Origin of the sequence: Tabrizicola soli (assembly GCF_015999335.1) — a bacterium.
Lineage (GTDB): Bacteria > Pseudomonadota > Alphaproteobacteria > Rhodobacterales > Rhodobacteraceae > Tabrizicola > Tabrizicola soli.
Window position 1 is genome coordinate 1 of sequence record NZ_JAEACP010000009.1, and the last position, 21,400, is coordinate 21,400.

The 21,400-nt window shown below is 69.4% G+C and carries 20 protein-coding genes; 6 read left to right on the forward strand and 14 right to left on the reverse strand.

What is annotated here, in order from left to right; all coding sequences use genetic code 11:
• Window positions 1-619: 619 nt before the first annotated feature.
• Window positions 620-1,738 carry an AfsR/SARP family transcriptional regulator gene (locus I7S92_RS09505; protein WP_197643323.1) on the reverse strand — a complete coding sequence of 373 codons (1,119 nt, stop codon included), beginning with the start codon at window positions 1,736-1,738 and terminating at the stop codon, window positions 620-622.
• Window positions 1,739-1,944: 206 nt separating this feature from the next.
• Window positions 1,945-2,691, reverse strand: coding sequence for a bifunctional 2-polyprenyl-6-hydroxyphenol methylase/3-demethylubiquinol 3-O-methyltransferase UbiG (gene ubiG, locus I7S92_RS09510; protein ID WP_197643325.1), 747 nt, complete (start codon window positions 2,689-2,691; stop codon window positions 1,945-1,947).
• A 57-nt stretch (window positions 2,692-2,748) separates the two neighbouring features.
• Between ubiG and pip the strand changes: the two genes are divergently transcribed.
• Window positions 2,749-3,720, forward strand: a complete 972-nt coding sequence (gene pip, locus I7S92_RS09515) for a prolyl aminopeptidase (protein WP_197643327.1) — start codon at window positions 2,749-2,751, stop codon at window positions 3,718-3,720.
• A 3-nt stretch (window positions 3,721-3,723) separates the two neighbouring features.
• On the opposite strand, the gene I7S92_RS09520 is transcribed toward pip, so the two are convergent.
• The gene (locus I7S92_RS09520) at window positions 3,724-4,074 is read right to left on the reverse strand and encodes a hypothetical protein (protein WP_197643329.1); all 351 of its coding nucleotides are present in this window, start codon (window positions 4,072-4,074) and stop codon (window positions 3,724-3,726) included.
• 79 nt (window positions 4,075-4,153) lie between these two features.
• On the opposite strand from I7S92_RS09520, the gene I7S92_RS09525 reads away from it, so the two are divergent.
• A complete protein-coding gene (locus tag I7S92_RS09525) occupies window positions 4,154-4,885 on the forward strand; it encodes a Crp/Fnr family transcriptional regulator (protein WP_197643331.1) in 732 nt (243 codons plus the stop codon).
• A 12-nt stretch (window positions 4,886-4,897) separates the two neighbouring features.
• Here I7S92_RS09525 and dxs read toward each other — a convergent pair whose 3' ends face one another.
• The 6 genes from dxs to I7S92_RS09555 form a co-directional block, all read right to left on the reverse strand.
• Entirely contained in the window at window positions 4,898-6,811 is a 1,914-nt protein-coding gene (dxs, locus tag I7S92_RS09530; protein WP_197643332.1) for a 1-deoxy-D-xylulose-5-phosphate synthase, read from the reverse strand.
• A 20-nt stretch (window positions 6,812-6,831) separates the two neighbouring features.
• Window positions 6,832-7,698, reverse strand: a complete 867-nt coding sequence (locus I7S92_RS09535) for a polyprenyl synthetase family protein (RefSeq protein WP_197643668.1) — start codon at window positions 7,696-7,698, stop codon at window positions 6,832-6,834.
• A complete protein-coding gene (locus tag I7S92_RS09540; protein ID WP_197643333.1) occupies window positions 7,698-7,937 on the reverse strand; it encodes an exodeoxyribonuclease VII small subunit in 240 nt (79 codons plus the stop codon). The genes I7S92_RS09535 and I7S92_RS09540 overlap by 1 nt, the downstream gene beginning before the upstream one ends.
• Window positions 7,934-8,848, reverse strand: coding sequence for a histone deacetylase family protein (locus I7S92_RS09545; RefSeq protein WP_197643334.1), 915 nt, complete (start codon window positions 8,846-8,848; stop codon window positions 7,934-7,936). Before I7S92_RS09545 ends, I7S92_RS09540 begins: the two co-directional genes overlap by 4 nt.
• A gap of 66 nt (window positions 8,849-8,914) precedes the next feature.
• Window positions 8,915-9,613 (reverse strand): response regulator, encoded by a 699-nt coding sequence (locus I7S92_RS09550; RefSeq protein WP_197643335.1) that lies wholly within the window; start codon window positions 9,611-9,613, stop codon window positions 8,915-8,917.
• Window positions 9,613-10,107: a MarR family winged helix-turn-helix transcriptional regulator gene (locus I7S92_RS09555; RefSeq protein WP_197643336.1), complete on the reverse strand. Its 495-nt coding sequence runs from the start codon at window positions 10,105-10,107 to the stop codon at window positions 9,613-9,615. Before I7S92_RS09555 ends, I7S92_RS09550 begins: the two co-directional genes overlap by 1 nt.
• A 141-nt stretch (window positions 10,108-10,248) precedes the next feature.
• Here I7S92_RS09555 and I7S92_RS09560 point away from each other — a divergent pair, with 141 nt between their 5' ends.
• Window positions 10,249-11,115: a branched-chain amino acid aminotransferase gene (locus tag I7S92_RS09560; RefSeq protein WP_197643337.1), complete on the forward strand. Its 867-nt coding sequence runs from the start codon at window positions 10,249-10,251 to the stop codon at window positions 11,113-11,115.
• 71 nt (window positions 11,116-11,186) lie between these two features.
• Here the strand turns inward: I7S92_RS09560 and hisC are convergent, their stop codons facing one another.
• The 3 genes from hisC to I7S92_RS09575 all read right to left on the reverse strand — a co-directional run bounded on the left by hisC (window position 11,187) and on the right by I7S92_RS09575 (window position 15,329).
• Entirely contained in the window at window positions 11,187-12,299 is a 1,113-nt protein-coding gene (gene hisC, locus I7S92_RS09565) for a histidinol-phosphate transaminase (protein WP_197643338.1), read from the reverse strand.
• Window positions 12,300-12,315: 16 nt separating this feature from the next.
• Window positions 12,316-13,710 (reverse strand): FAD-binding oxidoreductase, encoded by a 1,395-nt coding sequence (locus I7S92_RS09570; RefSeq protein WP_197643340.1) that lies wholly within the window; start codon window positions 13,708-13,710, stop codon window positions 12,316-12,318.
• Between the two features lie 62 nt (window positions 13,711-13,772).
• Complete coding sequence (locus I7S92_RS09575) at window positions 13,773-15,329, reverse strand: ABC transporter substrate-binding protein (protein WP_197643342.1); 1,557 nt, start codon at window positions 15,327-15,329, stop codon at window positions 13,773-13,775.
• 158 nt (window positions 15,330-15,487) lie between these two features.
• Here I7S92_RS09575 and I7S92_RS09580 point away from each other — a divergent pair, with 158 nt between their 5' ends.
• From I7S92_RS09580 to I7S92_RS09590, 3 genes are all read left to right on the forward strand, one after another.
• The gene (locus I7S92_RS09580; RefSeq protein ID WP_197643345.1) at window positions 15,488-16,411 is read left to right on the forward strand and encodes a LysR substrate-binding domain-containing protein; all 924 of its coding nucleotides are present in this window, start codon (window positions 15,488-15,490) and stop codon (window positions 16,409-16,411) included.
• 91 nt (window positions 16,412-16,502) lie between these two features.
• Entirely contained in the window at window positions 16,503-17,543 is a 1,041-nt protein-coding gene (locus I7S92_RS09585) for an aromatic ring-hydroxylating dioxygenase subunit alpha (protein ID WP_197643347.1), read from the forward strand.
• A 3-nt stretch (window positions 17,544-17,546) separates the two neighbouring features.
• Window positions 17,547-18,710, forward strand: a complete 1,164-nt coding sequence (locus I7S92_RS09590; protein WP_197643349.1) for a 2Fe-2S iron-sulfur cluster-binding protein — start codon at window positions 17,547-17,549, stop codon at window positions 18,708-18,710.
• A 3-nt stretch (window positions 18,711-18,713) separates the two neighbouring features.
• Here the strand turns inward: I7S92_RS09590 and I7S92_RS09595 are convergent, their stop codons facing one another.
• Window positions 18,714-19,769, reverse strand: a complete 1,056-nt coding sequence (locus tag I7S92_RS09595; RefSeq protein WP_197643351.1) for a succinylglutamate desuccinylase/aspartoacylase family protein — start codon at window positions 19,767-19,769, stop codon at window positions 18,714-18,716.
• Window positions 19,769-21,400 (reverse strand): ABC transporter ATP-binding protein, encoded by a 1,632-nt coding sequence (locus tag I7S92_RS09600; protein WP_197643353.1) that lies wholly within the window; start codon window positions 21,398-21,400, stop codon window positions 19,769-19,771. The genes I7S92_RS09595 and I7S92_RS09600 overlap by 1 nt, the downstream gene beginning before the upstream one ends.

Sequence of the window (21,400 nt, forward strand, 5' to 3'; positions counted from 1 at the left end):
TGCTCTCGACTGTAGACGGTAAGGCGGGCACCTTGGTGCGGGTTGTTCATCCTGCGGGGTCCTCGGCTGGAGTTTGGCGATTGCAGCCTAACCCCGCCTCGGGTGAACAACCTCCTGAGAATTCACATCTAGAGGTCGGCCAGGTCCGGCCCGAACTCCTCCAGCAGCCCGCTGTGCCGCAGGGTCGCGGCGGGATAGGCGGGCTCAAGGCGGATGCGGTCCAGGGTGAAATCCGGCTCGGCGCGCAAGAGGTCGCGATAGACCCGCGCCGCCTTCTCGCGTTCGCCCACCGCAAGATAGAGGAACAGCAGATGCCGCATCGCCGCGCGGAAGCCGGGGGCGCGGTAATGCGCCGCCTCGTAATGCGCGATGGCGGCCCGGTAGTGCCGGCCGCGCAGCGCCACCAGGCCCGCGACCGCTTCCCACCAATGGACATGCACGGTCCGCGCCGCGATCTCGGCCCCGCGCCGGGCGGCCTCGAGCGCGCCATGGTCGTCGCCCTGCCGGCTCAGCGCCACCGCCTGCGCCAGACGGGAATAGGCGTTGTAGGGGCTCAGCGCCAGCGCGTCCCGCGCCAGGCTGCCGCCCGCGCCGGGCTTGTCGTCGATCATCAGCCGGGTCAGCCCGACCAGCGCCAGAACCAGCGGATTGCCCTTCGACCGCTCCAGCGCCTTGCGGGCAAGGCCGTCGATCTCGGCCAGAAGCCGGGCCGGTTCGGGCTCGGTCCGCTCGACCAGCATGTCTGCCGCAAGAGCATCCGCCAGGCATGGACCCGCGCCGAGACGGCAATGCCCTCGGCCTCGACCAGCAGGCGGTCGGCCTCGCGCAGGCGGGCGCGGTCATAGCTGAACATCTCGCCCACCGCCCTGGCGATCAGCGCATTCGCCCGGCGCGGGCCGTTCTGGCACTCGGGCAGCTGCGGGAAATGCGCCAGGGCCGCGTCGGCTGCCTGGAACACCAGCGGCGGCAGGTCGCCCGCGCCGGTGAAATCCGCCTCGGCCGCCGGCAGCGCCGCGCGCTGGTTCCAGATGATCCGGCCCGAGGCGATGGACGACAGGCTGACCAGCACATGCACCCGGTCCTGGATCTGCACCCCCTCGACATGCAGCGCCATCCCCTCGCGCGGCAGGTCCGCGGGAACCGGCGTCCCGCCCGCGCCATAGACGCTGACATGCGCGAATTCCGACAGCAGGGAGCCCACCGCATCGCCCAGCGCGCGGCCCGCGAAAGAGCCCACGCCGTCGGACAAACCGCCCAGCCGGATCACGAAGGGCAGCCGCGCCGTCGCCGAGACCTGGTCGGGACGGCGGATCCCGAGCTGCGCCTCGACCCGCGCGCGCTCGTCGCGCAGCCAGTCCTCGAAGGCCGGGTCGAGAATGTCGATGCCTTCCAGGAACTCGCGCCCCGAGGCCAGCGCCTGCGCCGCTGCCGCCCGGTCCCGCTCGAGATCCGTCTCCACCCCGGTCAGCCGCACCATGTCGCGGTCGCTTTCCAGCCGGAAGGAGGTGGCGCCAAGCGCCTTGCGGATCTCCCTCAGCGCCTGGCGCAGGCTGCCCGAGGCCTGCTCCGCCCCCCGGTCCGACCAGAGCCGCGCCTCAAGCCAGCGGCGTGCCCGGCGGCGGTCGGGAGCCTGGCAGAGCATCGCCAGGATGGCCCGCGCCTTGGCCCCGCGCGGCGTGCAGAGGCTGCCTTCGTCATCACGCACTTCGAGGACGCCAACCAGGCGAATGAACATCATGTACCCCGAACAATTGCCGCAAGGCTAAGCGGTCGCTCAACTGCGTGCAATGCACCGTGCATTCTGCCTGGAACCGGCAGTTGCAAGCCTTTGCGGCCTTTGCCCGGAAAGGTTTAGGGCGCAGCGTTGCGGAATTGTTGCAGAAACCGCCGGTTGCCGCGGGGCGCGCGCCCGGAAATCGAAGATTTCCGCCCCGGAATTCTTCTTCAGAATTCCGGCCGCTTCACCGAGGCGGTGACATAGTTGCAGCTCAGGTCGCGCTCCGACAGGCTCCAGCGCCAGGCCACCGGGTTGAACACCATCCCCTTGCGGTCCACCGGCCGCAGCCCGGCCTTGCCGATCAGTGCATAAAGCTCATCCGGCGTGATGAACTTCGCCCAGTCATGCGTCCCCTTCGGCAGCCAGCGCATCACCCATTCCGCGCCCAGGATCGCCATGGCGAAGCTCTTCGCCGTCCGGTTCAGCGTCGAGCAGACCATCAGCCCGCCGGGCTTCAGCAATTCCTGGCAGGCCACGAGATAGGCCTGCGGGTCGGCAACATGCTCGACCACCTCCATGTTCAGCACCACGTCGAACCGCTCGCCCGCCGCGGCCAGATCCTCGGCCGTGGTGTGGCGATAGTCGATCGCCAGCCCCGACTGCCGGGCATGGGCCTGGGCCACCGGGATGTTGCGCGCCGCCGCATCGGCGCCGGTCACCTCCGCCCCCAGCCGCGCCATCGGTTCCGAGAGAAGCCCGCCGCCGCAGCCGATGTCCAGGATACGCAGCCCTTCGAACGGCGCCGGACCCGCCAGGTCGCGCCCGAACTCCGCCGCCACCTGGGCGCAGATATAGTCCAGCCGGCAGGGGTTCAGCATGTGCAAGGGCTTGAACTTGCCGTTCGGGTCCCACCACTCGGCCGCCATCGCCTCGAACTTGGCCACTTCCGCCGGATCGACCGTATCCACCGCCATCGCCGCCTCCTCTTTGCCCTTCGACTCCGGGTCTGCCCGGCGCTATATAGGTCAATGATGGATCAGAGATCAGGTCAAAAGCGCGCAGTCGAATACCTTTACCCGCCGATCGAGCCTTTCGATCAGCGGATGATCGACATGGGCGACGGCCACCGCATCTATGTCGAGCAATGCGGCCATCCCCAAGGCCGCCCGGTCGTCGTCTTCCACGGCGGGCCCGGCGGCGGCTGTTCGCCCGCCATGCGGCGCTATTTCGATCCCGGCTTCTACCGCATCGTGCTGTTCGACCAGCGCGGCTGCGGCCGCTCGCGGCCCCATGCCAGCGTCATCGCCAATACCACCTGGCACCTGGTCGAGGATGTCGAGACCATCCGCAAGGCGCTGGGGATCGACCGCTTCATCGGCTTCGGCGGCAGCTGGGGCGCGACGCTCGCGCTCATCTACGCCCTCACCCACCCGGCGCGGGTGACCAGCCTGGTCCTGCGCGGCGTCTTCCTGATGACAAGGGCCGAGCTGCAGTGGTTCTACGGCGGCGGCGCCGGGGCCTTCTTTCCCGACCTCTGGGCCCGCTTCGCCGAGGCCATCCCCGAGGCCGAGCGCGGCGACCTCATCGCCGCCTACCATCGCCGCCTGTTCTCGGGCAACCTGATCGAGGAAACCCGCTTCGGCCGGATCTGGGCCAATTGGGAGAACGCGCTCGCCTCGATCCAGAACGACGGTCTCATGGGCGAAAGCCCCTCGGACTATGCCCGCGCCTTCGCCCGGCTGGAGAACCACTATTTCCAGAACGCCGGCTTCCTAGACGGCGACGGCTGGATCCTGCGTGAGCGCAGGCGGATCGAGCATATCCCGGCCAGCATCATCCAGGGCCGATACGACATGATCTGCCCGCCCCTGGCCGCCTGGCGGCTTGCCGATGGCTGGGACCGATGCCGGCTGGACATGGTGCCCCTCGCCGGTCACGCCCTGTCCGAACCGGGGATCAGCGAGGCGCTGGTCCGGGTGATGGACAATCTCCGCCGCGGCTGAACCTCAGGCCCTTGCGCGCCGGGCCCGCTCCAGCTCGGCCGCCACCGCCTCCTCCGCGAAGGGCAGTTCCAGGAAACGCTGCGCCTCGGCGCGGGCCTCGGCCTCATAGCCCAGGAAGACCACGGGCACCTGCGCGCCCTCCAGCACCTTGCCCAGCAGGGATGCGCGCAACCGGGCCGGGGGCAGGTCGGCGAAGGCGATGCCGATCCGCACCGGATCGCCCAGTGCCGCCAGGGCCTCCTCGGGCGAGGCCGCCAGGATCACGCGGGCATCCGGGGCGATGTCTCCGATCAGGGCGGCAAGATCCTCGGCGATCAGGCCGACCGGCTCGAGGACAAGGCAGACGAATCCCATTGGCACCTCCTGACCACCCCGGATGCAACCATTCCGCGGTCGCCCGCATTAACCTGCATCAAGTTCGGAGGAGGTCCGCATGCAATTCACCGACTGCGCCGCCTGCCCGCTTCGTCCCCGGCCGATGTTCCTGCCCTTCACCCCGGAGGAGCTTGCCTTCATGCGCGGCTTCAAGACCGGCGAGCGGCTGGTTCCGCGCGGCGGTATCGTGCTGGCGCAGGGCGAGACCTCGCCGCATCTCTATACCGCGCTCGACGGCTTCGGCACCCGCTCGATCCTGCTCGAGGACGGGCGCAGGCAGGTGATCAACTTCGTCTTTCCGGGCGATTTCATCGGCTTGCAGGCCGGACTCATGGGCGAGATGCGCCATACGATCCAGGCCAGCACGCCGATGCGCCTGTGCACCTTCCGGCGCGAAGAGCTGTGGACCCTGTTCCGAGACCGCCCGGACCGGGCCTATGACCTGACCTGGATCGCGGCGGTCGAGGAGCATTTCCTGGGCGAGACCATCACCACCCTCGGGCAGCGCGACGCGACGGAGAAGGTGGCCTGGGCCCTGGCGCGGATCTGGCAAAGGCTGGTGGCCCTGGGGCTTGGCGACGGCAGCGCCGTGCCCCTGCCCTTCCGCCAGCACGAGCTTGCCGACGCCCTCGGCCTGTCGCCGGTCCACACCAACCGCACGGTCACGGTGCTGCGGGGGCTGGGCATCCTCCGATGGACGCGGGGCAGGCTGGAGATCCTCGCCCCCGCCCGGCTCTTCGCCCTCGCCGGCCTGCCGCAGGCCCACGAGGAGCGACGCCCCCTCATGTAGCGCGGGCGTAGGTCACGCCCGCTTGCCCACCACCGCGACGCCCAGCGCCTCCAGCACACGTTCCTCGATATGGGCCGCGTCCAGCCCGGCGACGCGGTACATCGCCTCGGGCGAGGCCTGGTCGATGAAGATGTCGGGCAGGACCAGCGAGCGGAACTTCAGCCCCCGGTCGAACACCCCCTCCTCGGCCAGCAGCTGCGCGACATGGCTGCCGAAGCCGCCGACCGCGCCTTCCTCGACCGTCACCAGCGCCTCGTGCCCGCGCGCCAGGCCCAGGATCAGCGCGCGGTCCAGGGGCTTGGCGAAACGCGCGTCCGCGACCGTCACCGGGACGCCGCGCGCCGCCAGCGCCTCGGCCGCCTTCAGGCTTTCCGCCAGCCGGGTGCCGAAGGACAGGATCGCGACCCGAGATCCCTCGCGCACGATCCGGCCGCGCCCGATCTCCAGCGGAACCCCTTGCGCCGGCATCTCCACCCCGACGCCCTCGCCGCGCGGATAGCGGAAGGCGATCGGCCCCGCGTCATGCGCCGCCGCCGTCGCCACCATATGCACCAGCTCGGCCTCGTCCGCCGCGGCCATCACTACCATCCCCGGCAGGTTCGCGAGGAAGGCGATGTCGAAGGCCCCGGCATGGGTCGCGCCATCGGCCCCGACCAGCCCGGCCCGGTCGATGGCAAAGCGCACCGGCAGGCACTGGATCGCCACATCGTGCACGACCTGATCGTACCCGCGCTGCAAAAAGGTCGAATAAATCGCGCAGAACGGCTTCAGACCCCCCGCCGCCAGCCCCGCGCTGAACGTCACCGCATGCTGTTCCGCGATCCCCACGTCGAAGCAGCGTTTCGGGAAGCGTCCGGCAAAGAGGTCAAGCCCGGTCCCGTCCGGCATCGCCGCCGTCACCGCGACGATACCCGCGTCCCGCTCCGCCTCGGCGATCAGGCTTTGCGCGAAGACCTTGGTATAGGACGGCGCATTCGACGCCGCCTTCACCTGCACCCCGGTCAGCACGTCGAACTTGCCCGTGGCATGGCCCTTGTCGCGCGCCGCCTCGGCCGGGGCATAGCCCTTGCCCTTCTTGGTCAGCACATGGATCAGCACCGGCCCCGTCGCCCGCGCCTTCACCGTCCGCAGCACCGGCAGGAGCTGGTCCAGGTCATGCCCGTCGATGGGGCCGACATATTCGAACCCCAGCGATTCAAACAGCGTCCCGCCCACGGCCATGCCCTTCAGCATGTCCTTGGCCCGCTTCGCCCCGTCCTGCAGCGGCTGCGGCAGGAGGCCGACGATCCCCTTCGCCACCTGCTTCAGGTCCTGGATCGGCGCTTCGGCATAAAGCCGCGACAGATAGGAGGACAGCGCGCCGACAGGCGGGGCGATCGACATCTCGTTGTCGTTCAGCACCACGAACAGCCGCTTCTTCAGGTGGCCCGCGTTGTTCATCGCCTCGAAGGCCATGCCGGCGCTCATCGCCCCGTCGCCGATCACCGCGATGGCATCGCCGGGGTCGCCGCCCAGCTCCGCCGCCATCGCAAAGCCCAGCGCCGCCGAGATCGAGGTCGAGCTGTGCGCCGCGCCGAACGGGTCATAGGGGGATTCGGACCGCTTGGTGAAACCCGACAGCCCGCCCTCCATCCGCAAGCTGCGGATCCGGTCGCGCCGCCCGGTCAGGATCTTGTGCGGATAGCACTGGTGGCCGACATCCCAGATCAGCTTGTCGCGCGGCATGTCGAAGACCGCATGCAGCGCCACGGTCAGTTCCACCACGCCGAGGCCGGCGCCGAGATGCCCGCCCGTCACCGAGACGGCCGAGATCGTCTCGGCCCGCAGTTCTCCGGCAAGCTGGTGCAGCTCGCGGTCGGAGAGTGCCTTCAGGTCCGAAGGCAGCTTCACCCGGTCGAGCAGCGGGGTCTGGGGTCGGTCGGTCATGCCTTGCCCTCCCGGGCCGTTCAGTTGTCGCGCGCAATAACGAAGCGCGCCGCGGCGATCAAGTTCCCCGCCCGCGCAGCATAACCCGCCAGCGCCGTCTCGGCCTCGCCGATCAGCGCGTCGGCCCGCGCCCGCGCGCCCTCCAGCCCCAGCAGCGAGACGAAGGTCGCCTTCCCCGCCCCGGCATCCTTGCCGACACGCTTGCCGGTCCGGGCCTCGTCCCCGGTCACGTCCAGGATATCGTCGGCGATCTGGAAGGCCAGCCCCAGCGCCGCCGCATAGCGCCGCAAGGGCGCAGGGTCCGCCCCGGCGATCACCGCCCCGGCCTCGGCCGCGAAGCCGATCAGCGCCCCGGTCTTGCCCGCCTGCAGCGCCGTGATCTCCTCCAGCGTCAGGCTCCGCCCCGCCGTCTCGGCCGCGATGTCCAGCGCCTGCCCCAGCACCATCCCGTTGATGCCCGAGGCCCGCGCGAGACCTGCGACCAGCTCCATCCGCACCTCGGCAGACCCCAGCGCCGGGTCGCACAAAAGCTCGAAGGCCAGCGTCTGCAAGGCGTCCCCCGCCAGCACCGCCGTGGCCTCGTCCCATTTGCGATGCACCGTCGGCTGGCCGCGCCGCAGGTCGTCGTCGTCCATGCAGGGGAGGTCATCGTGAACGAGGCTATAGGCGTGCAACGCCTCGACCGCCGCCGCCGCGCCGAGCGCCCGGTCCTCGGCCAGGCCATGCATCCGCGCGCCCTCCAGCACCAGAAAGCCGCGCAGCCGCTTGCCGCCCCTCACGGCATAGCGCATCGCCTGCGTCACCGGCTGGTCCGCGCGGCCCTCCAGCGCGGCAAGCAACCGCGCCTCGACCAGCGCCGCATCCGCCGCCAACCGCTCCTGAAAGATCACATCCCCTCCGCCGGAGTCGTGCCCACCGCCCGGCCTTCCTGCGCCCGGATCAGTTCCACCTTCTCCTCGGCCTCGGCCAGCTTCCTGGCGCAATGCGCCTTCAGCGTGGCCCCGCGCTCATAAAGCGCGATCGACTGCTCCAGCGGCACCTCGCCACGTTCCAGCGCATCCACCACCTGCTCCAGCGCGGCCATCGCCTCCTCGAAGCTCATCGTCTCCACCGGCTTGTCCGTCATCGGCCCCGCTCCTCCAGCACTGCGACATGCGCCGCGACCGAGGCCGCCAGCGCCTCCAGATCATAGCCACCCTCCAGCGAGGACACCACCCGCCCCCCGGCGAAATCGCAGAGGCGGCCGGTCAGCCAGCGGTAGTCCTCCGCCTGCCACTCCAGCCCGGCCAGGGGATCGTCGGCATGGGCGTCGAACCCGGCCGAGACCAGCAGGAGCTCGGGCTTCCATTCCGCCAGCGCCGGGAACACCAGCCGCTCATAGGCCTCGCGCAACGCCCTGCCGCCAGAGCCCGAGCGCAAGGGCACGTTCACCACCTGCCCATGCGCGCCCCGCTCCTCCACCCGCCCGGTGCCGGGATAGAGCGGCATCTGGTGGCTGGAGACGAACAGGCAGCGCCCCTCGTCCCACATCAGATCCTGCGTCCCGTTGCCGTGATGCACGTCGAAATCCACAATGGCGACGCGGCCCAGCCCATGATGATCCAGCGCCCGCTTCGCCCCGATGGCCACCGTCCCGAAGAGACAGAACCCCATCGCCGTCTCGCGCTCGGCATGGTGCCCCGGCGGCCGCCCGGCCACGAACGCCGTCTTCGCCTCCCCCGCCACCACCGCGTCCACCGCCGCGCAGATGCCGCCGACCGCGCGCATCGCCGCCTCGAACGACCCCGGCGCGAGATAGGTATCCCCGTCCAGCTGCGCCCAGCCCTCGCGCGGCACCGACGCCTTCACCCGCGCCAGATAGCCCGAAGGATGGCAGCGCAGCACCTCCGCCTCCTCCCCCGGCGGGCACTCCCGCCGCTCAACGGGGATCCCGGCAAGCCCCTGCTCCACCGCCGCCAGCCGTTCCACCCGCTCGGGATGGCCCGGCGGCGTCACATGGCCGCGAAACGCCTCATGCGTGAAAACCAGCACCTGCATCTTCCTCTTGGCGAAAATACTCCGGGGGTCCGGGGGCTGGCCCCCGGTCCGCCGCCGGCCGCAAGCTCAATCCGGCTGCAGCATATAGCCCTCGCCCCGCACCGTCTGCAGGTAGCGCGGGCTTTTCGGGTCGTCCTCGATCTTCCGGCGCAGGCGGGTGATCTGCACATCCACCGCCCGCTCCTGCGCCGCATCCGCGCCGCCCGCCTCGCCCGCCAGCCGGTCGCGGCTGATCGGCACGCCCGGCTGCGCCGCAAAGACCCGCATCAGCTGCGCCTCGGTCGCGGTCAGGCGGACGGGGGCCTCGCCGCGCCACATCTCGCCCCGGTCCAGGTCATAGCGCACCGGCCCGAGATGGATCACCTGCCGCACCGGCTCGGCCGGGCGGACCGCGGGCACCCGGCGCAGGATGGCGTTGATCCGCAGAAGCAGCTCCTTCGGCTCGAAGGGCTTGACCAGATAGTCGTCCGCCCCGGCCTCCAGACCCTCGATCCGGTTCGCCGTCTCGCCCCGCGCGGTCAGAAGCAGGATCGGAGTCGCCAGCCGCTTGTTGCGCAGATCGCGGGTCAGGCTGACCCCGTCCTCGCCCGGCATCATCACGTCCATGACGATCAGGTCGAACTCCAGCCCGGCCAGCACCCGCCTGGCCTGCGCCGCATCCTTCGCGACGGACACAAGGAAACCGTTTCGGATCAGGAACTTCTGCAGAAGCCCCCGGATGCGCTCGTCATCGTCGACGATCAGAAGATGCGTGTCGGGACCCATCAGCCGCCCTCCCTCAGCCGGTTGTACTGCCGCCGCATCTCGGGGTCCATCATCGCCTCCAGCACCTGCCGGAACCCGGCCACCGCCGCCGGCCCCGCCGCCCGGTAGGCCGCCCGCATCCGCGCCCGCTGCGCATCCGAAAGCTCGCGCTCCAGCACCAGGCCCTTTTCGGTCAGGTGCAGGTGCCGCTCGCGCGCGTCGGCCTTGCCCTTCTCGCTGCGCACCAGACCATCCTCGATCAGGGTCCGCAGCACCCGGTTCAGCGACTGCTTGGTCACCCCCAGGATCGACAGGAGGTTCGAGACCGTCGTCCCCGGTGCGCGATGGATGAAATGCAGCGCCCGATGATGCGCGCGGCCATAGTCCATCCCCTCCAGGATCCGGTCGGGATCGGCCGTGAAACCGCGATAGGCGAAGAACATCGCCTCGATCCCCTTGCGCAACTGCTCGTCCGTCAGGAAAAGCAGGCTTTCGCCACCCGGTCTTTCCACCATGCGCGCCTCCATCTCGCGCCGAATTTACGTCAGCCTTGTTGACTTTCCAAGTCCGAACCCGTAATTCCAAGGCGATTTCGCGCAAGAATCTGTCCGATGCGGACCTTTCAGGCGCAACATTCGCAAAAGCTGGAGGCGAGGATGGCAGGCTACGACGATCGCGACGGGTTCATCTGGATGGATGGCAAGCTGGTGGAATGGCGGCAGGCGAACGTCCACATCCTGACCCATGCCCTGCACTACGCCTCCTCGGTCTTCGAGGGCGAGCGTTGCTACAACGGCAAGATCTTCAAGGGCCACGAACATTCGCTGCGCCTCCTCGAATCCGGTCGTCTGCTCGACATGCCGATCCCCTATACCGCCGAGGAAATCGACGCCGCCAAGGAAGCGGTGCTGAAAGCCAACGGGTTGACCGACGCCTATGTCCGCGCCGTCGCCTTCCGTGGCGCGGGCGACGAGATGGGGGTCGCCTCGCTCGGCAACCCGGTGCGGCTGGCCATCGCCTGCTGGAGCTGGGGCGCCTATTACGGCGACGCCAAGATGAAGGGCGCCAAGCTCGACATCGCCAAGTGGAAGCGCCCCTCGCCGGAAACCATCCCCACCGCCGCCAAGGCCGCCGGGCTCTACATGATCTGCACCATGTCCAAGCATGCCGCGATGGAGAAGGGCTGCTCCGACGCGCTCTTCTACGACTACCGCGGCTATGTGGCCGAGGCGACCGGGGCCAACATCTTCTTCGTCAAGGACGGCGAGGTCCACACCCCGAACCCCGACTGCATCCTGAACGGCATCACCCGGCAGACCGTGATCGGGATGCTGAAGGACATGCAGATCAAGGTGCACGAACGCCATATCAAGCCCGAGGAACTGGCGGATTTCGAGCAATGCTGGCTGACCGGCACCGCCGCCGAAGTGACGCCGGTGGGCCAGATCGGCGACTGGACCTTCGAGGTCGGCGACCTGACCCGCCGCGTCGCCACCGCCTACGAGCAGCTGGTCCGTTCCTGATCGGGCCGGGCTGACGCCTTCAGCCGGCGCGGCGCGGAAGCGCGCCGCGCCGCACGTCATCGGCGGAGAGGCTACCGGCTTTCGCGGATCTGCCGCAGGGCGCCGAGGAACAGGTCGTTTTCTTCCGCTGTGCCCATGGTCACCCTTGCATGGGTCCCGAAGGGCGGCTCCATCCAGGCCTTGACCAGGATGCCGTGCTGGCGGAGCATTTCCGCCGTTCCGGTCGCCGTGTCGCCGCAGTCGAAGAACAGGAAGTTGGTCTGGCTCGGGGCGCAGGCGACGCCGAGCGCCGCAAGCACCGCCGACACGCGCCGCCGTTCCGACCGGGCCAGCGCGAGGCCCCGGGCAAGATGCCCGTCATCGCCCAGCGCCGCCAGCGCCGCCGCCTCGGCCACCGCATTGACGGCAAAGGGATTGCGCGCCTTCGCCATGGCCGCCACCAGCCCGGCGTCATGGGCGATGCCATAGCCCACCCGCGCCCCGGCCAGGCCATAGGCCTTGGAGAAGGTGCGCAGGGAAATCCAGGCATGACCCGAGGATTCGAGCATCGCCAGCGCATCGAAGCGCGCCTCGGGATCCAGGTATTCGACATAGGCCTCGTCGAAGACGATCAGCGTATCCGGCGGCGTGCCGGCGATCAGGCGGGCGAAATCCGCCGCGGTGATCGCGGGGCCTGCGGGGTTGCTGGGCGACGAGAAGATCAGCACGCGCGCACCCTTCTCCAGCGCCGCCAGCAGCCCCGCGACCGGAAAGCGCCAATCGGCCGGGAACGGAACCTTGGTCACCCCGGCACCGCAGGCCTGGGCGGCGAATTCGTGCAGCCCGAAGGAGGGGCACAGGGTCACCACATGGTCGCCGGGGCGCAGGACGGTGCGGTAGATGACGCCGATCAGATCCTCGGAGCCATTGCCCAGGATGATCCGGTCGGGGCTGGCGCCAAGGCGGTCCGCCAGCGCGGTGCGCAGCGCGGTGCCGGAGGCGTCGGGATAGCGCCCCAGCCCCTGCGCGGCGGCAAGGGCGGCGGCGATCGCGGCGGGCGACGGGCCGAGGGGATTTTCGTTGCTGTCCAGCTTGGCCCGCAGCGGCACCCCATAGGTGGCCTGGAACCGCGCGGCGGCCAGTCCGGCGTTATAGGTCGGCAGGCCCTCGATCTCGGGGCGGATGAGGCTGCTGTGAAGGGTCATCTGTCGCCTTTCCGGGTCAGACATCGAAGATCTTCGACGGGTTCATGATGCCGCGCGGGTCGATGGCCTGCTTGATCTGGCGCATCAGGTCCAGCGCGGGGCCGTGTTCGTCGGCCATATAGGCCTTCTTGCCCAAGCCCACCCCATGTTCGCCGGTCGAAGTGCCGCCCAGTTCCAGCGCGATCTCGACCAGCCGGGCATTGATCCGGCGGGCATCGCCGGTTTCCTTCGGGTCGGCGGGGTCGAACAGGAGGACGAGGTGGAAGTTGCCGTCTCCGGCATGGCCCACCAGCGGCGCGGGGATGGCAGTCTCGGCCACCACGGCAAGGATGCGGTCGATACATTCGGGCAGGGCCGAGATCGGCACGCAGACATCGGTCGAGATGCCCTTCAGCCCCGGCCGCAGCGCGCGCGAGGCGTAGAGCGCCGAATGGCGCAGCCGCCAGAGCGCATTGGCCTGGTCCGCGCTTTCGGCGATGTCCTGCCGCAGCGCGCCGGCATCCGCCGCGAGACCCTGGAACACGCCGAGGTCATGCGCCACGGCGGGGGGCGAGCCCACCAGCTCGACCCAGAGCGCGGGCGCATCCGGCAGGTCCGAGCCGGCGTGGCGGTTGATCGCCTGCATCTGCAGCCGGTCGGCCAGCTCGATCCGGTTCAGGCCCAGCCCGCAGTGCAGGGCGGCGACCACGGTGGCGGTGGCGGCGGCGATGTCGGGGAAACTGCACAAGAGGGTCTGGCGCGCCTCGGGCTGGCCGAAGAGGCGCAGGGTCAGTTCGGTGATAACCCCCAGGGTCCCCTCGGCGCCGACGAAGAGATGGGTCAGGTCATAGCCCGCCGCGGATTTGCGCGCCCGCCCGCCGGTGCGCAGGATCCGGCCGTCGGGCAACACCACGGTCAGGCCCAGCACCAGCTCGCGCATCGAGCCGTAGCGCACCGTCGTCGTGCCCGAGGCGCGGGTCGAGGCCATGCCGCCCAGCGTCGCCTCGGCCCCCGGATCGACCGGAAAGAACAGGCCGGTGGCGCGCAGTTCCTCGTTCAGGCGCTGGCGGGTGACGCCGCATTGCACGGTGCAGTCCATGTCCTCGGCGCCGATCCGCAGGATCCGGGCCATGCCCGACAGGTCCAGCGACAGCCCGCCCAGGGGCGCGTGGATCTGGCCCTCGATCGAGGATCCGGCGCCGAAGGGGATCACGGGCAGCCCGAGGTCGTTGCAGGTGGCGAGGATCCGGGACACCTCCCCGGTCGTTTCGGCCATCGCGACCAGATCCGGCGGGGCGGCGGGCAGCCAGCTTTCGCCCGCCCCATGCAGGGCGCGGAGCGACGGGCCGGCCGAGATCCGGTCGCCCATGAGCGGGCGTAGCGCCGCCAGCGCCGCGGGCGCGGCGGGATGCTTGAAGGCGGGGTCTGTCATTGCCTCTCCATCGGCGGGAACCGGGGCACACGGGCGCGCCCCGGAATGGGTCTTGCTGCGCCTCAGGCGGCGAACCACCAGCGTTCGGCCGCGCGCGCGCCGTCCAGCTCCCAGTCCGAGGCGAGGTCGCCATGGCGGACATTGGCCGCGGTGGCATCCAGGAAATCCGCCCAGACCGGGGCAACCAGCCCGCAGTCGTCATGGATCAGGCGCTGGCATTCCCAGTAGAGCTCGCGCCGCTTCGCCTCGTCCTTCTCGCCGCGGGCGGCAAGCAGGGTGGTGTTGAAGGCCTCGTTGTCCCAGCCGGTCTCGTTCCAGCTGCCGATGCTTTCGCGGGAATAGGCCAGCGAGAGCATGGCGTCCTCGTTCACCCGGCCCGACCATTTCGTCGCGAAGAAGGGCTTCTTGCCCCAGACGTTCGACCAGTAGCCGTCATCCGGCTCGCGCACCACATCCAGCTCGATCCCGGCGGCGGCGGCGTGTTCGCGGTAAAGCTGGGCCGCGTCCACCGCGCCGGTGAAGGGCGTGTCGGCCACATGCAGCGGGATCTTCGCGCCCTCGACGCCGGCCTTCTTGAACAGCGCGCGGGCCTGCTCGGGATCGTAGACGGTCTGCGGCAGGTTCGGGTTGTGGTCGGGATAGGCGGTCGAGATCGGCTGGTCGTTGGCGACCGAGCCGAAGCCCGACAGGATCTTAGCGACGATATCCTCGCGGTCGATCGCCATCTTCATCGCCCGGCGCACGTCGGGGTCGCTGAACGGCCCGTCCGCCACGCGCATCGAGAAGCCATAGTGCATCTTCCCCTGGGTCTGGATCAGCTGCACGTTCGGCATCGCCTTCAGGAGGTTGGCCGTCGTGGCATCAACATAGTTCATCGCGTCGATCTGGCCGGTCTGCAGCGCCGTCATCCGGGCATTGACGTCGCGGATCGCCTTGAACTCCACCGCGTCGAAATGGGCGCGGCCCTCCTTCCAGTAGTTCGGATTGCGCACCACACGCGCGCTGACGCCGGGCTCGAAGCTTTCCAGCGTATAGCCCCCGGTGCCGATCCCGGCGGCAAAGTCGGTGTTCTCGGCCGGGACGATCAGCAGGTTCGTCATCGACATCAGCGAGGCGAAGCCGGCATTCGGAGCGGCCAGCGTGATCGTGACCTCGTCGGGCGCGCTGGCCTGCACCTCGGTGATCGCGGCCATCAGCGACTTGGCCTCGGACACCGTATCGGGGCCGCGGTGCAGGTTGACCGACCAGACCACGTCATCGGCCGTCATCGTCTTGCCGTTGTGGAAGGTCACCCCGTCGCGCAGCTTGAAGGTCCAGACGGTCGAATCGGCGTTCGAGCCCCATTCCGTCGCCAGTTCCGGTTGCAGCACGCCGCCGGGGCCGACCTCGATCAGGTTGTTGCGCAGGGAATAGTGCAGGTTCATCATGAACCGCGTCTCGTTCAATTGCGGATCGAGCGTGTCTCCGGTATCGAAATCGGCGATGGCCAGACGGAAGACCCCGCCCTGGCGCGGGCCGTCCTGCGCCAGGGCGCGTTTCGGAGAAAGACCGATCAGGCCGGCACCGGCGGCGGCGCCCGCAGACAGAAGCAGTGAACGGCGGGTAATCAAGGCAGACATGGCTTCTTCCCTGTTCTGAAGGTGGACCGGGGGCCCGGGTTGCGTATTATGTCTATTTTTAATACCGTAATGCCTGCACACATTTTCCGACAAATCAGAACCGCTGCCTTATTTTAGAGTTTTTCTAAACCTGACCCGGACAACCACAGGAGTCGCGCATGGCCGGACAGCTTCCCCCGCTTCGCTCGCTGCAAGCCTTCGAGGCTGTGGGGCGGCTGGGGTCCGTCAACAGCGCCGCGCAGGAACTGGGGGTCACGCCGGGGGCGGTGAGTCAGCAGATCCGGCTGCTGGAAGAGCATGTCGCGCTGACGCTGGTGGTCCGGGACGGGCGCGGCCTGTCGCTGACGCCGCAGGCCCGGGTCTATCTGGATCTGGTCTCGCAGGGGTTCGACCGGCTGCGCCTTGCCCGCGACTATATCGAGGCGCAGAAGACCGGGGCCGAGATCACCATTTCAGGCCTGCCGACGCTGATGCTGAAATGGCTTGGCCCCCGCCTGCACCGCTTTCAGGCCGAGACGCCGGAAATCTCGGTCCGGCTGGAGGCGACCCACCGCGAGCCCGATTCGAAGATGCTGGACCAGATGTTCCGGCTGACCTACGGACAGGCCGCGAACCGCTATGCCCATTCGCGGGTCCTGTTCACCGACACCTGCTTTCCCGTCTGCTCGCCCGATTTCCTTGCCCGCCAGCCCGAGGCCCTCGATCCCGCCTCGCTGTCGCAACTGCCGCTGGTCGATGTCGACTGGGGGGCGGGCTATGCCAACGTGCCGCGCTGGAAGGACTGGTTCGCCCATGTCGGACTGGCGCCGGGCCTGGCCCCGCGCCCGATCGGGGTCTATTCGCTGTCTAGCCTGGCACTGGAAGCGGCGGCGAGCGGGCAGGGAATCGCGCTGGCGCAGGCCGCCTTCGCCGAGGCGGACCTGAAGATGGGCCGTCTGGTGCGGCTCTCGGACCAGGCGCTTGCCCTGCCCGAGGCCTATTACATCTGCTGGGGCCCGCAGACGCTTGGCCATCAGGTCGCGCGGGATTTCTTGAACTGGCTGGTGCAGGCTGCGCGTGGCAACCGCACGCCCAACGATTGAGCGGACCTAAACTGTTGCGAAGCTGATTTCGTCGCCGATCCGGTTAATTTGACTATACATAATAGTCATAACCCTAACCGGAGATACCCCCATGTTTCTGAAGAATGCGTGGTACGTTGCCGCCTGGAGCAAGGAAATCACCCGTGAGTTGCGGCAGATCGTCGTTCTGGGCGAAAAGATCTGCGTCTTTCGCACCGAAGCCGGCGAGGTGATCGCGCTGGAGGACGCCTGCCCGCACCGCAAGCTGCCGCTGTCGAAGGGCCGCATCAAGGGCGACACGGTGGAATGCGGCTATCACGGCCTGACCTTCGATTGCGCCGGGCAATGCGTCTGGGCGCCGGGCGGCGGGCGGATCCCCTCGGCCGCCAAGGTGCGCCCCTATCCGGTGCACGAGAAATACGGCCTGGTCTGGATCTGGATGGGCAACGCCGCCATCGCCGACACCTCCGACATCATCGACATCCCGAATTTCGACAGCCCCGACTGGGGGATGAACTCGGGCGACGCGATGGAGCTGAAGTGCAACTATCTGCTGATGTGCGACAACCTGCTGGATCCGACCCATGTCGCCTGGGTGCATGAAACCTCCTTCGCGCAGGCCGCGACCAAGGACACGCCGCTTCGGGTGACGCGCACCGACGACGGAGTGATCGTGCATCGCTGGATGATGAACGTCGAACCGGCGCCCTTCTACAAGAAGATCATCGAATTCGACGGCGCCTGCGACCGGCTGCAGCATTACGAGGTGCGCTATCCCAGCCACGCCCTGATCCGCGCCGTGTTCACCCCCGCGGGCACCGGCGGGCCCGAGGGCAGCCTGCACGACAGGACCTTCGTCATGGACAGCTACAACTTCATGACCCCGGTCAGCGAGAGCGAGACGCGCTATTACTGGTTCCAGCTGCGCAATGTCCGCCCGCAGGACGAGGAACTGTCGAAGATGATGGCGCATGACGTCCGCAAGGCCTTCGAGGAGGACCGCGCCGTCCTGACCGAGGTCCAGCGCGGCATGACGCAGAAGACCTCGCCGCATATCGACCTGTCGATCGACGCGGGCCCCCTGCGCTTTCGCCGCCAGCTCGAGGCGATGATCGCCGAAGAGGCGCTGGTCGACGAAAAGATGCGGGGCTAGGGCATGGCCGATCCGTTCCGCCCCTTCACCGTGGCCCGCAAGGTCCGCGAAAGCGAGGTCATCACCTCGTTCCATCTGGTGCCGCAGGACGGCGCGGCGCTTTGGCCCGCGCTGCCCGGCCAGTATCTGACGCTGCGCCTGCCCGCGCCCGGCGGGCCGCTTCGCACCTATTCCATCTCCTCCGACGTGGCCGACGGCACGGGCTACCGCATCTCGGTCAAGCGCGAGGCGGCGCCCGGCCTGCCGGAGGGGCTTGGGTCCTGCTGGCTGCACGACCGGGTAGCCGAGGGCGATACGGTCGAGATCGCCGCGCCGCGCGGCAGCTTCGTGCTGGACGAGGCGAGCGACCGCCCGGTGCTCCTGCTGGCGGGCGGCGTCGGCGTCACCCCGCTCTTGTCGATGCTGCACCGCCTGGCGCGGGGAAAGCGGCGGGTCTATTTCGTACAGGCCTGCGAGAACGGCGCGGTCCATGCCCTGCGGGAGGAAGTGGCCGCGCTCGCCGCCGCCTCGGACGGGCGGATCGTGGCCCGAACCCTCTACCGCGCGCCCTCTGCCGCGGATCGCGCGGCGGGGGCATATGACGCCGAGGGGCTGGTTGACGCGGCCTTCCTGCAGGGCTTGCTGCCGCTGGACCGCTATGAGGCCTATCTCTGCGGCCCGACGCCCTTCATGGTGGCGATGTGGCGCTTGCTGACCGGCCTTGGCCTGCGGGAAGACGACATCCGCTATGAATTCTTCGGCAAGCAGACCTCCCTGCCGCGCCTGGCCGCCGAAGGCGCGCGGGCCGCGCTGCGGGCGCATGTCCCGGCAGGCGCCCCGGCGGCGATCGCGAGGCTGGCCTACCTCACCAACCCCGCCGCGCGCGGGATCGAGGAAAGCAGCCCGGTTCCGCCTGTCGCGGCCCCGGCCGATGGCCCCAGCGTGGTCTTCGCCCGCTCGGGGCGCGAGGTGGCCTGGACGGACAGCGCCGCGAACCTGCTGGAACTGGCGGAAGCGGCGGGGCTGGAACCCGAGTTCAGCTGCCGCGCGGGCCTGTGCAACACCTGCCGCACCGGCCTGAGCGAGGGCCGCGTGACCTATCTGGAACCGCCGCTGACCGACCCTCCGGCCGGCACGGTCCTTTTGTGCTGCAGCCGGCCCGAGGGGCGGGTGGTGCTGGATCTGTAGGGCTCAGGCTGCGCGCGGGTCCGCCGCGCGCAGCAGCTGATCCGCCGTCATCTCGGGCCCGATCAGGAACAGGTGATCCCCCGGCGCCACCAACGCATTGCGCCTGCGCACCAGCACCAGCCCTTCCGAGACGGCGGCGATCTCGCGCGCGGGGGTCGCCAGGTCGAAGGGATCGCGCAGCAGCGCCAGCGCCTGCCCGGCTGCCACCTGCTCGCCCAGGGCAACCAACGGCTCGGCGATTCCGTGGTGCATCACCGTGGCATGGGTCGCGCCGGCGCCAAGATCGGCGAACCGGGTCGGGCCTGCGGGCCCCTCGCCCAGCCGCGCCGCCGCCTGCGGATGCAGCGCGCCCGCCCCCCGCAAAAGCCGCAGCACCCCGGCCCATCCCTGCGCCAGCGCCTTTTGCGACACCCGTCCGCTTCCGCCGAGTTCGCAGGAGATCACCGCGCATCCGGCAGCCTGCGCGGCGGAATCCAGGTCTCCGGCCGTGTGCGACGGCGGGGCCACCACCGTCCAGGGCAGCGCGAAATCCCGGCACAGGTCCAGCGCCCGGGCGTTCTGGCCAGCGTCGGCGGACAGGCACAGGTAGCTCGACGTGATGAAATCGACATCCGTCCCGCCGGAATGCAGGTCGATCGCCAGCGCCGCGCGCGGGAAGAGATGCGTCGTGACGAACCCCGCCAGCGCGGCGGTCGGCCCCCGGTCCGGCGCGCCGGGAAAGCTGCGGTTCATGTTGCCGCCATCCAGCGGCGAGACCCGCCGCCCGGCCAGCACCGCCGGCAGGTTCAGCGCCGGCAGCAGGATCACCGCGCCGGCAAGGTCCGCGGGCGTGAGCCGCTCGAACAGGCGGCGGGCGATGAGCTGGCCCTCGTATTCGTCGCCATGATTGCCGCCCGTCACCAGCACCACCGGCCCCGGCCCGCCGCGCACCACGCCGATCGGCACCGGGATCGTGCTGAAATCGTGCCGGTTGTCGGAATGGCCGAGATCGAGCCAGCCGCTGCGCTTGCCGGGGCTGTCCAGGTCGATCCGGCAGGATACAGTGCCATAATCCAGCATCAGGACGCCCTCTTTTCGTGTCGTGCAGCACGCTCGGCAAGACGCCGGGTCAGCCAGTCGGCATCCATCTCGGGCACCGACGAGAGCAGAAGCTCGGTATAGGGGTCGTGCGGCGGCCGGAAGATCCGCGAGGTCGGGCCGGAGTCCACCACATGGCCGCCCTGCATCACCACCACCTCGTCGGCGATGGCGCGGACGGTGGCCAGGTCGTGGGTGATGAACATGTAGGTCAGTCCCCTTTCCCGTTGCAGCCGGTCCAGGAGCCGCAGGATGCCCTCGGCCACCAGCTGGTCCAGCGCCGAGGTCACCTCGTCGCAGATGATGAAATCCGGCTCGGCCGCCAATGCCCTGGCAATGCAGATCCGCTGTTTCTGCCCGCCCGAAAGCTCGGACGGCAGGCGGTCGAGGAACTGGTCTGGCTCCAGCTCGATCTCCGACAGAAGCTCGCGCAGGCGGGCTTCCCTGGCCACGCCCTTCAGGCCGCGGAAGAACTCCAGCGGGCGGCCCAGGATGTCGCGGATCCGGTGGCGCGGGTTCAGCGCGGTATCGGCCATCTGGTGGATCATCTGGATGCGCCGCTGAAGGTCGCGGCCCCGGTCGCGGCCGCGCGGCGGCAGCGGCTTGCCGTCGAACAGCACCTTTCCGCCAGCCGGCGGCACCAGCCCCATGATCGCCCGCGCCGTAGTCGACTTGCCCGAGCCGCTTTCCCCGACCACCGCCACGGTGCGCCCCTTCGGGATGGTCAGGCTGACCCTGTCCAGCACCTTCAGCGGTCCGTAGGCGACGGTCAGGCCCTGCACCTCCAGCAGCAGAGCCTGCGGGCCGGCGGGGGCGACGGGTTCGCGGCGGAACTCGCGCACGGCCCAGAGCGAGCGGGTATAGGCCTCGCGCGGGGCGGAAAGCATCTCGCGCGTCGGGGCCTCCTCGACCTCGGTGCCACGCAGCAGCACCTTCACCCGGTCGGCCATCTGCGCCACCACCGCAAGGTCGTGGGTGATGTAGATGGCGGCGGTGTGATGGTCACGCACGATGGCGCGGATCGCGGCCAGGACCTCGATCTGGGTGGTCACGTCCAGCGCGGTCGTGGGCTCGTCGAAGATGATCAGGTCGGGGCGGCAGGCCATAGCCATGGCCGTCATCGCCCGTTGCAATTGTCCGCCCGAGACCTGGTGCGGATAGCGCAGGCCGATCCGCTCCGGGTCGGGCAGGCGGATCTCGCGGTAAAGCTGCACCGCCTCGGCCTCGGCCTCGCGCCGGGACTTGACGCCGTGCTGGACCGGGCCTTCGCAATGCTGGTCGATCAGCCGCCAGGCCGGGTTGAAGGCCGCCGCCGCCGATTGCGCGACATAGGCGATGCGCCGCCCCCGCAGCGCGCGCAGCGCCGGGGCCGGGGCACCCACCAGTTCCTGCCCGTCAAAGCGGATCGAGCCCCCCGCAATCCGGCAGCCCGGCTTGACATAGCCCATCGCCGCAAGGCCCAGCGTCGATTTCCCGGCCCCGCTTTCGCCGATCAGCCCCAGGATCTCGCCCCGGTTCAGGTCAAGGTCCACGCCCTTGACGATCTCGCTCCAGCCCTGGGCCGAGCGCCCCTCGATCCGCAGGCCCCGGATGGTCAGCAACTCATTGCCCAT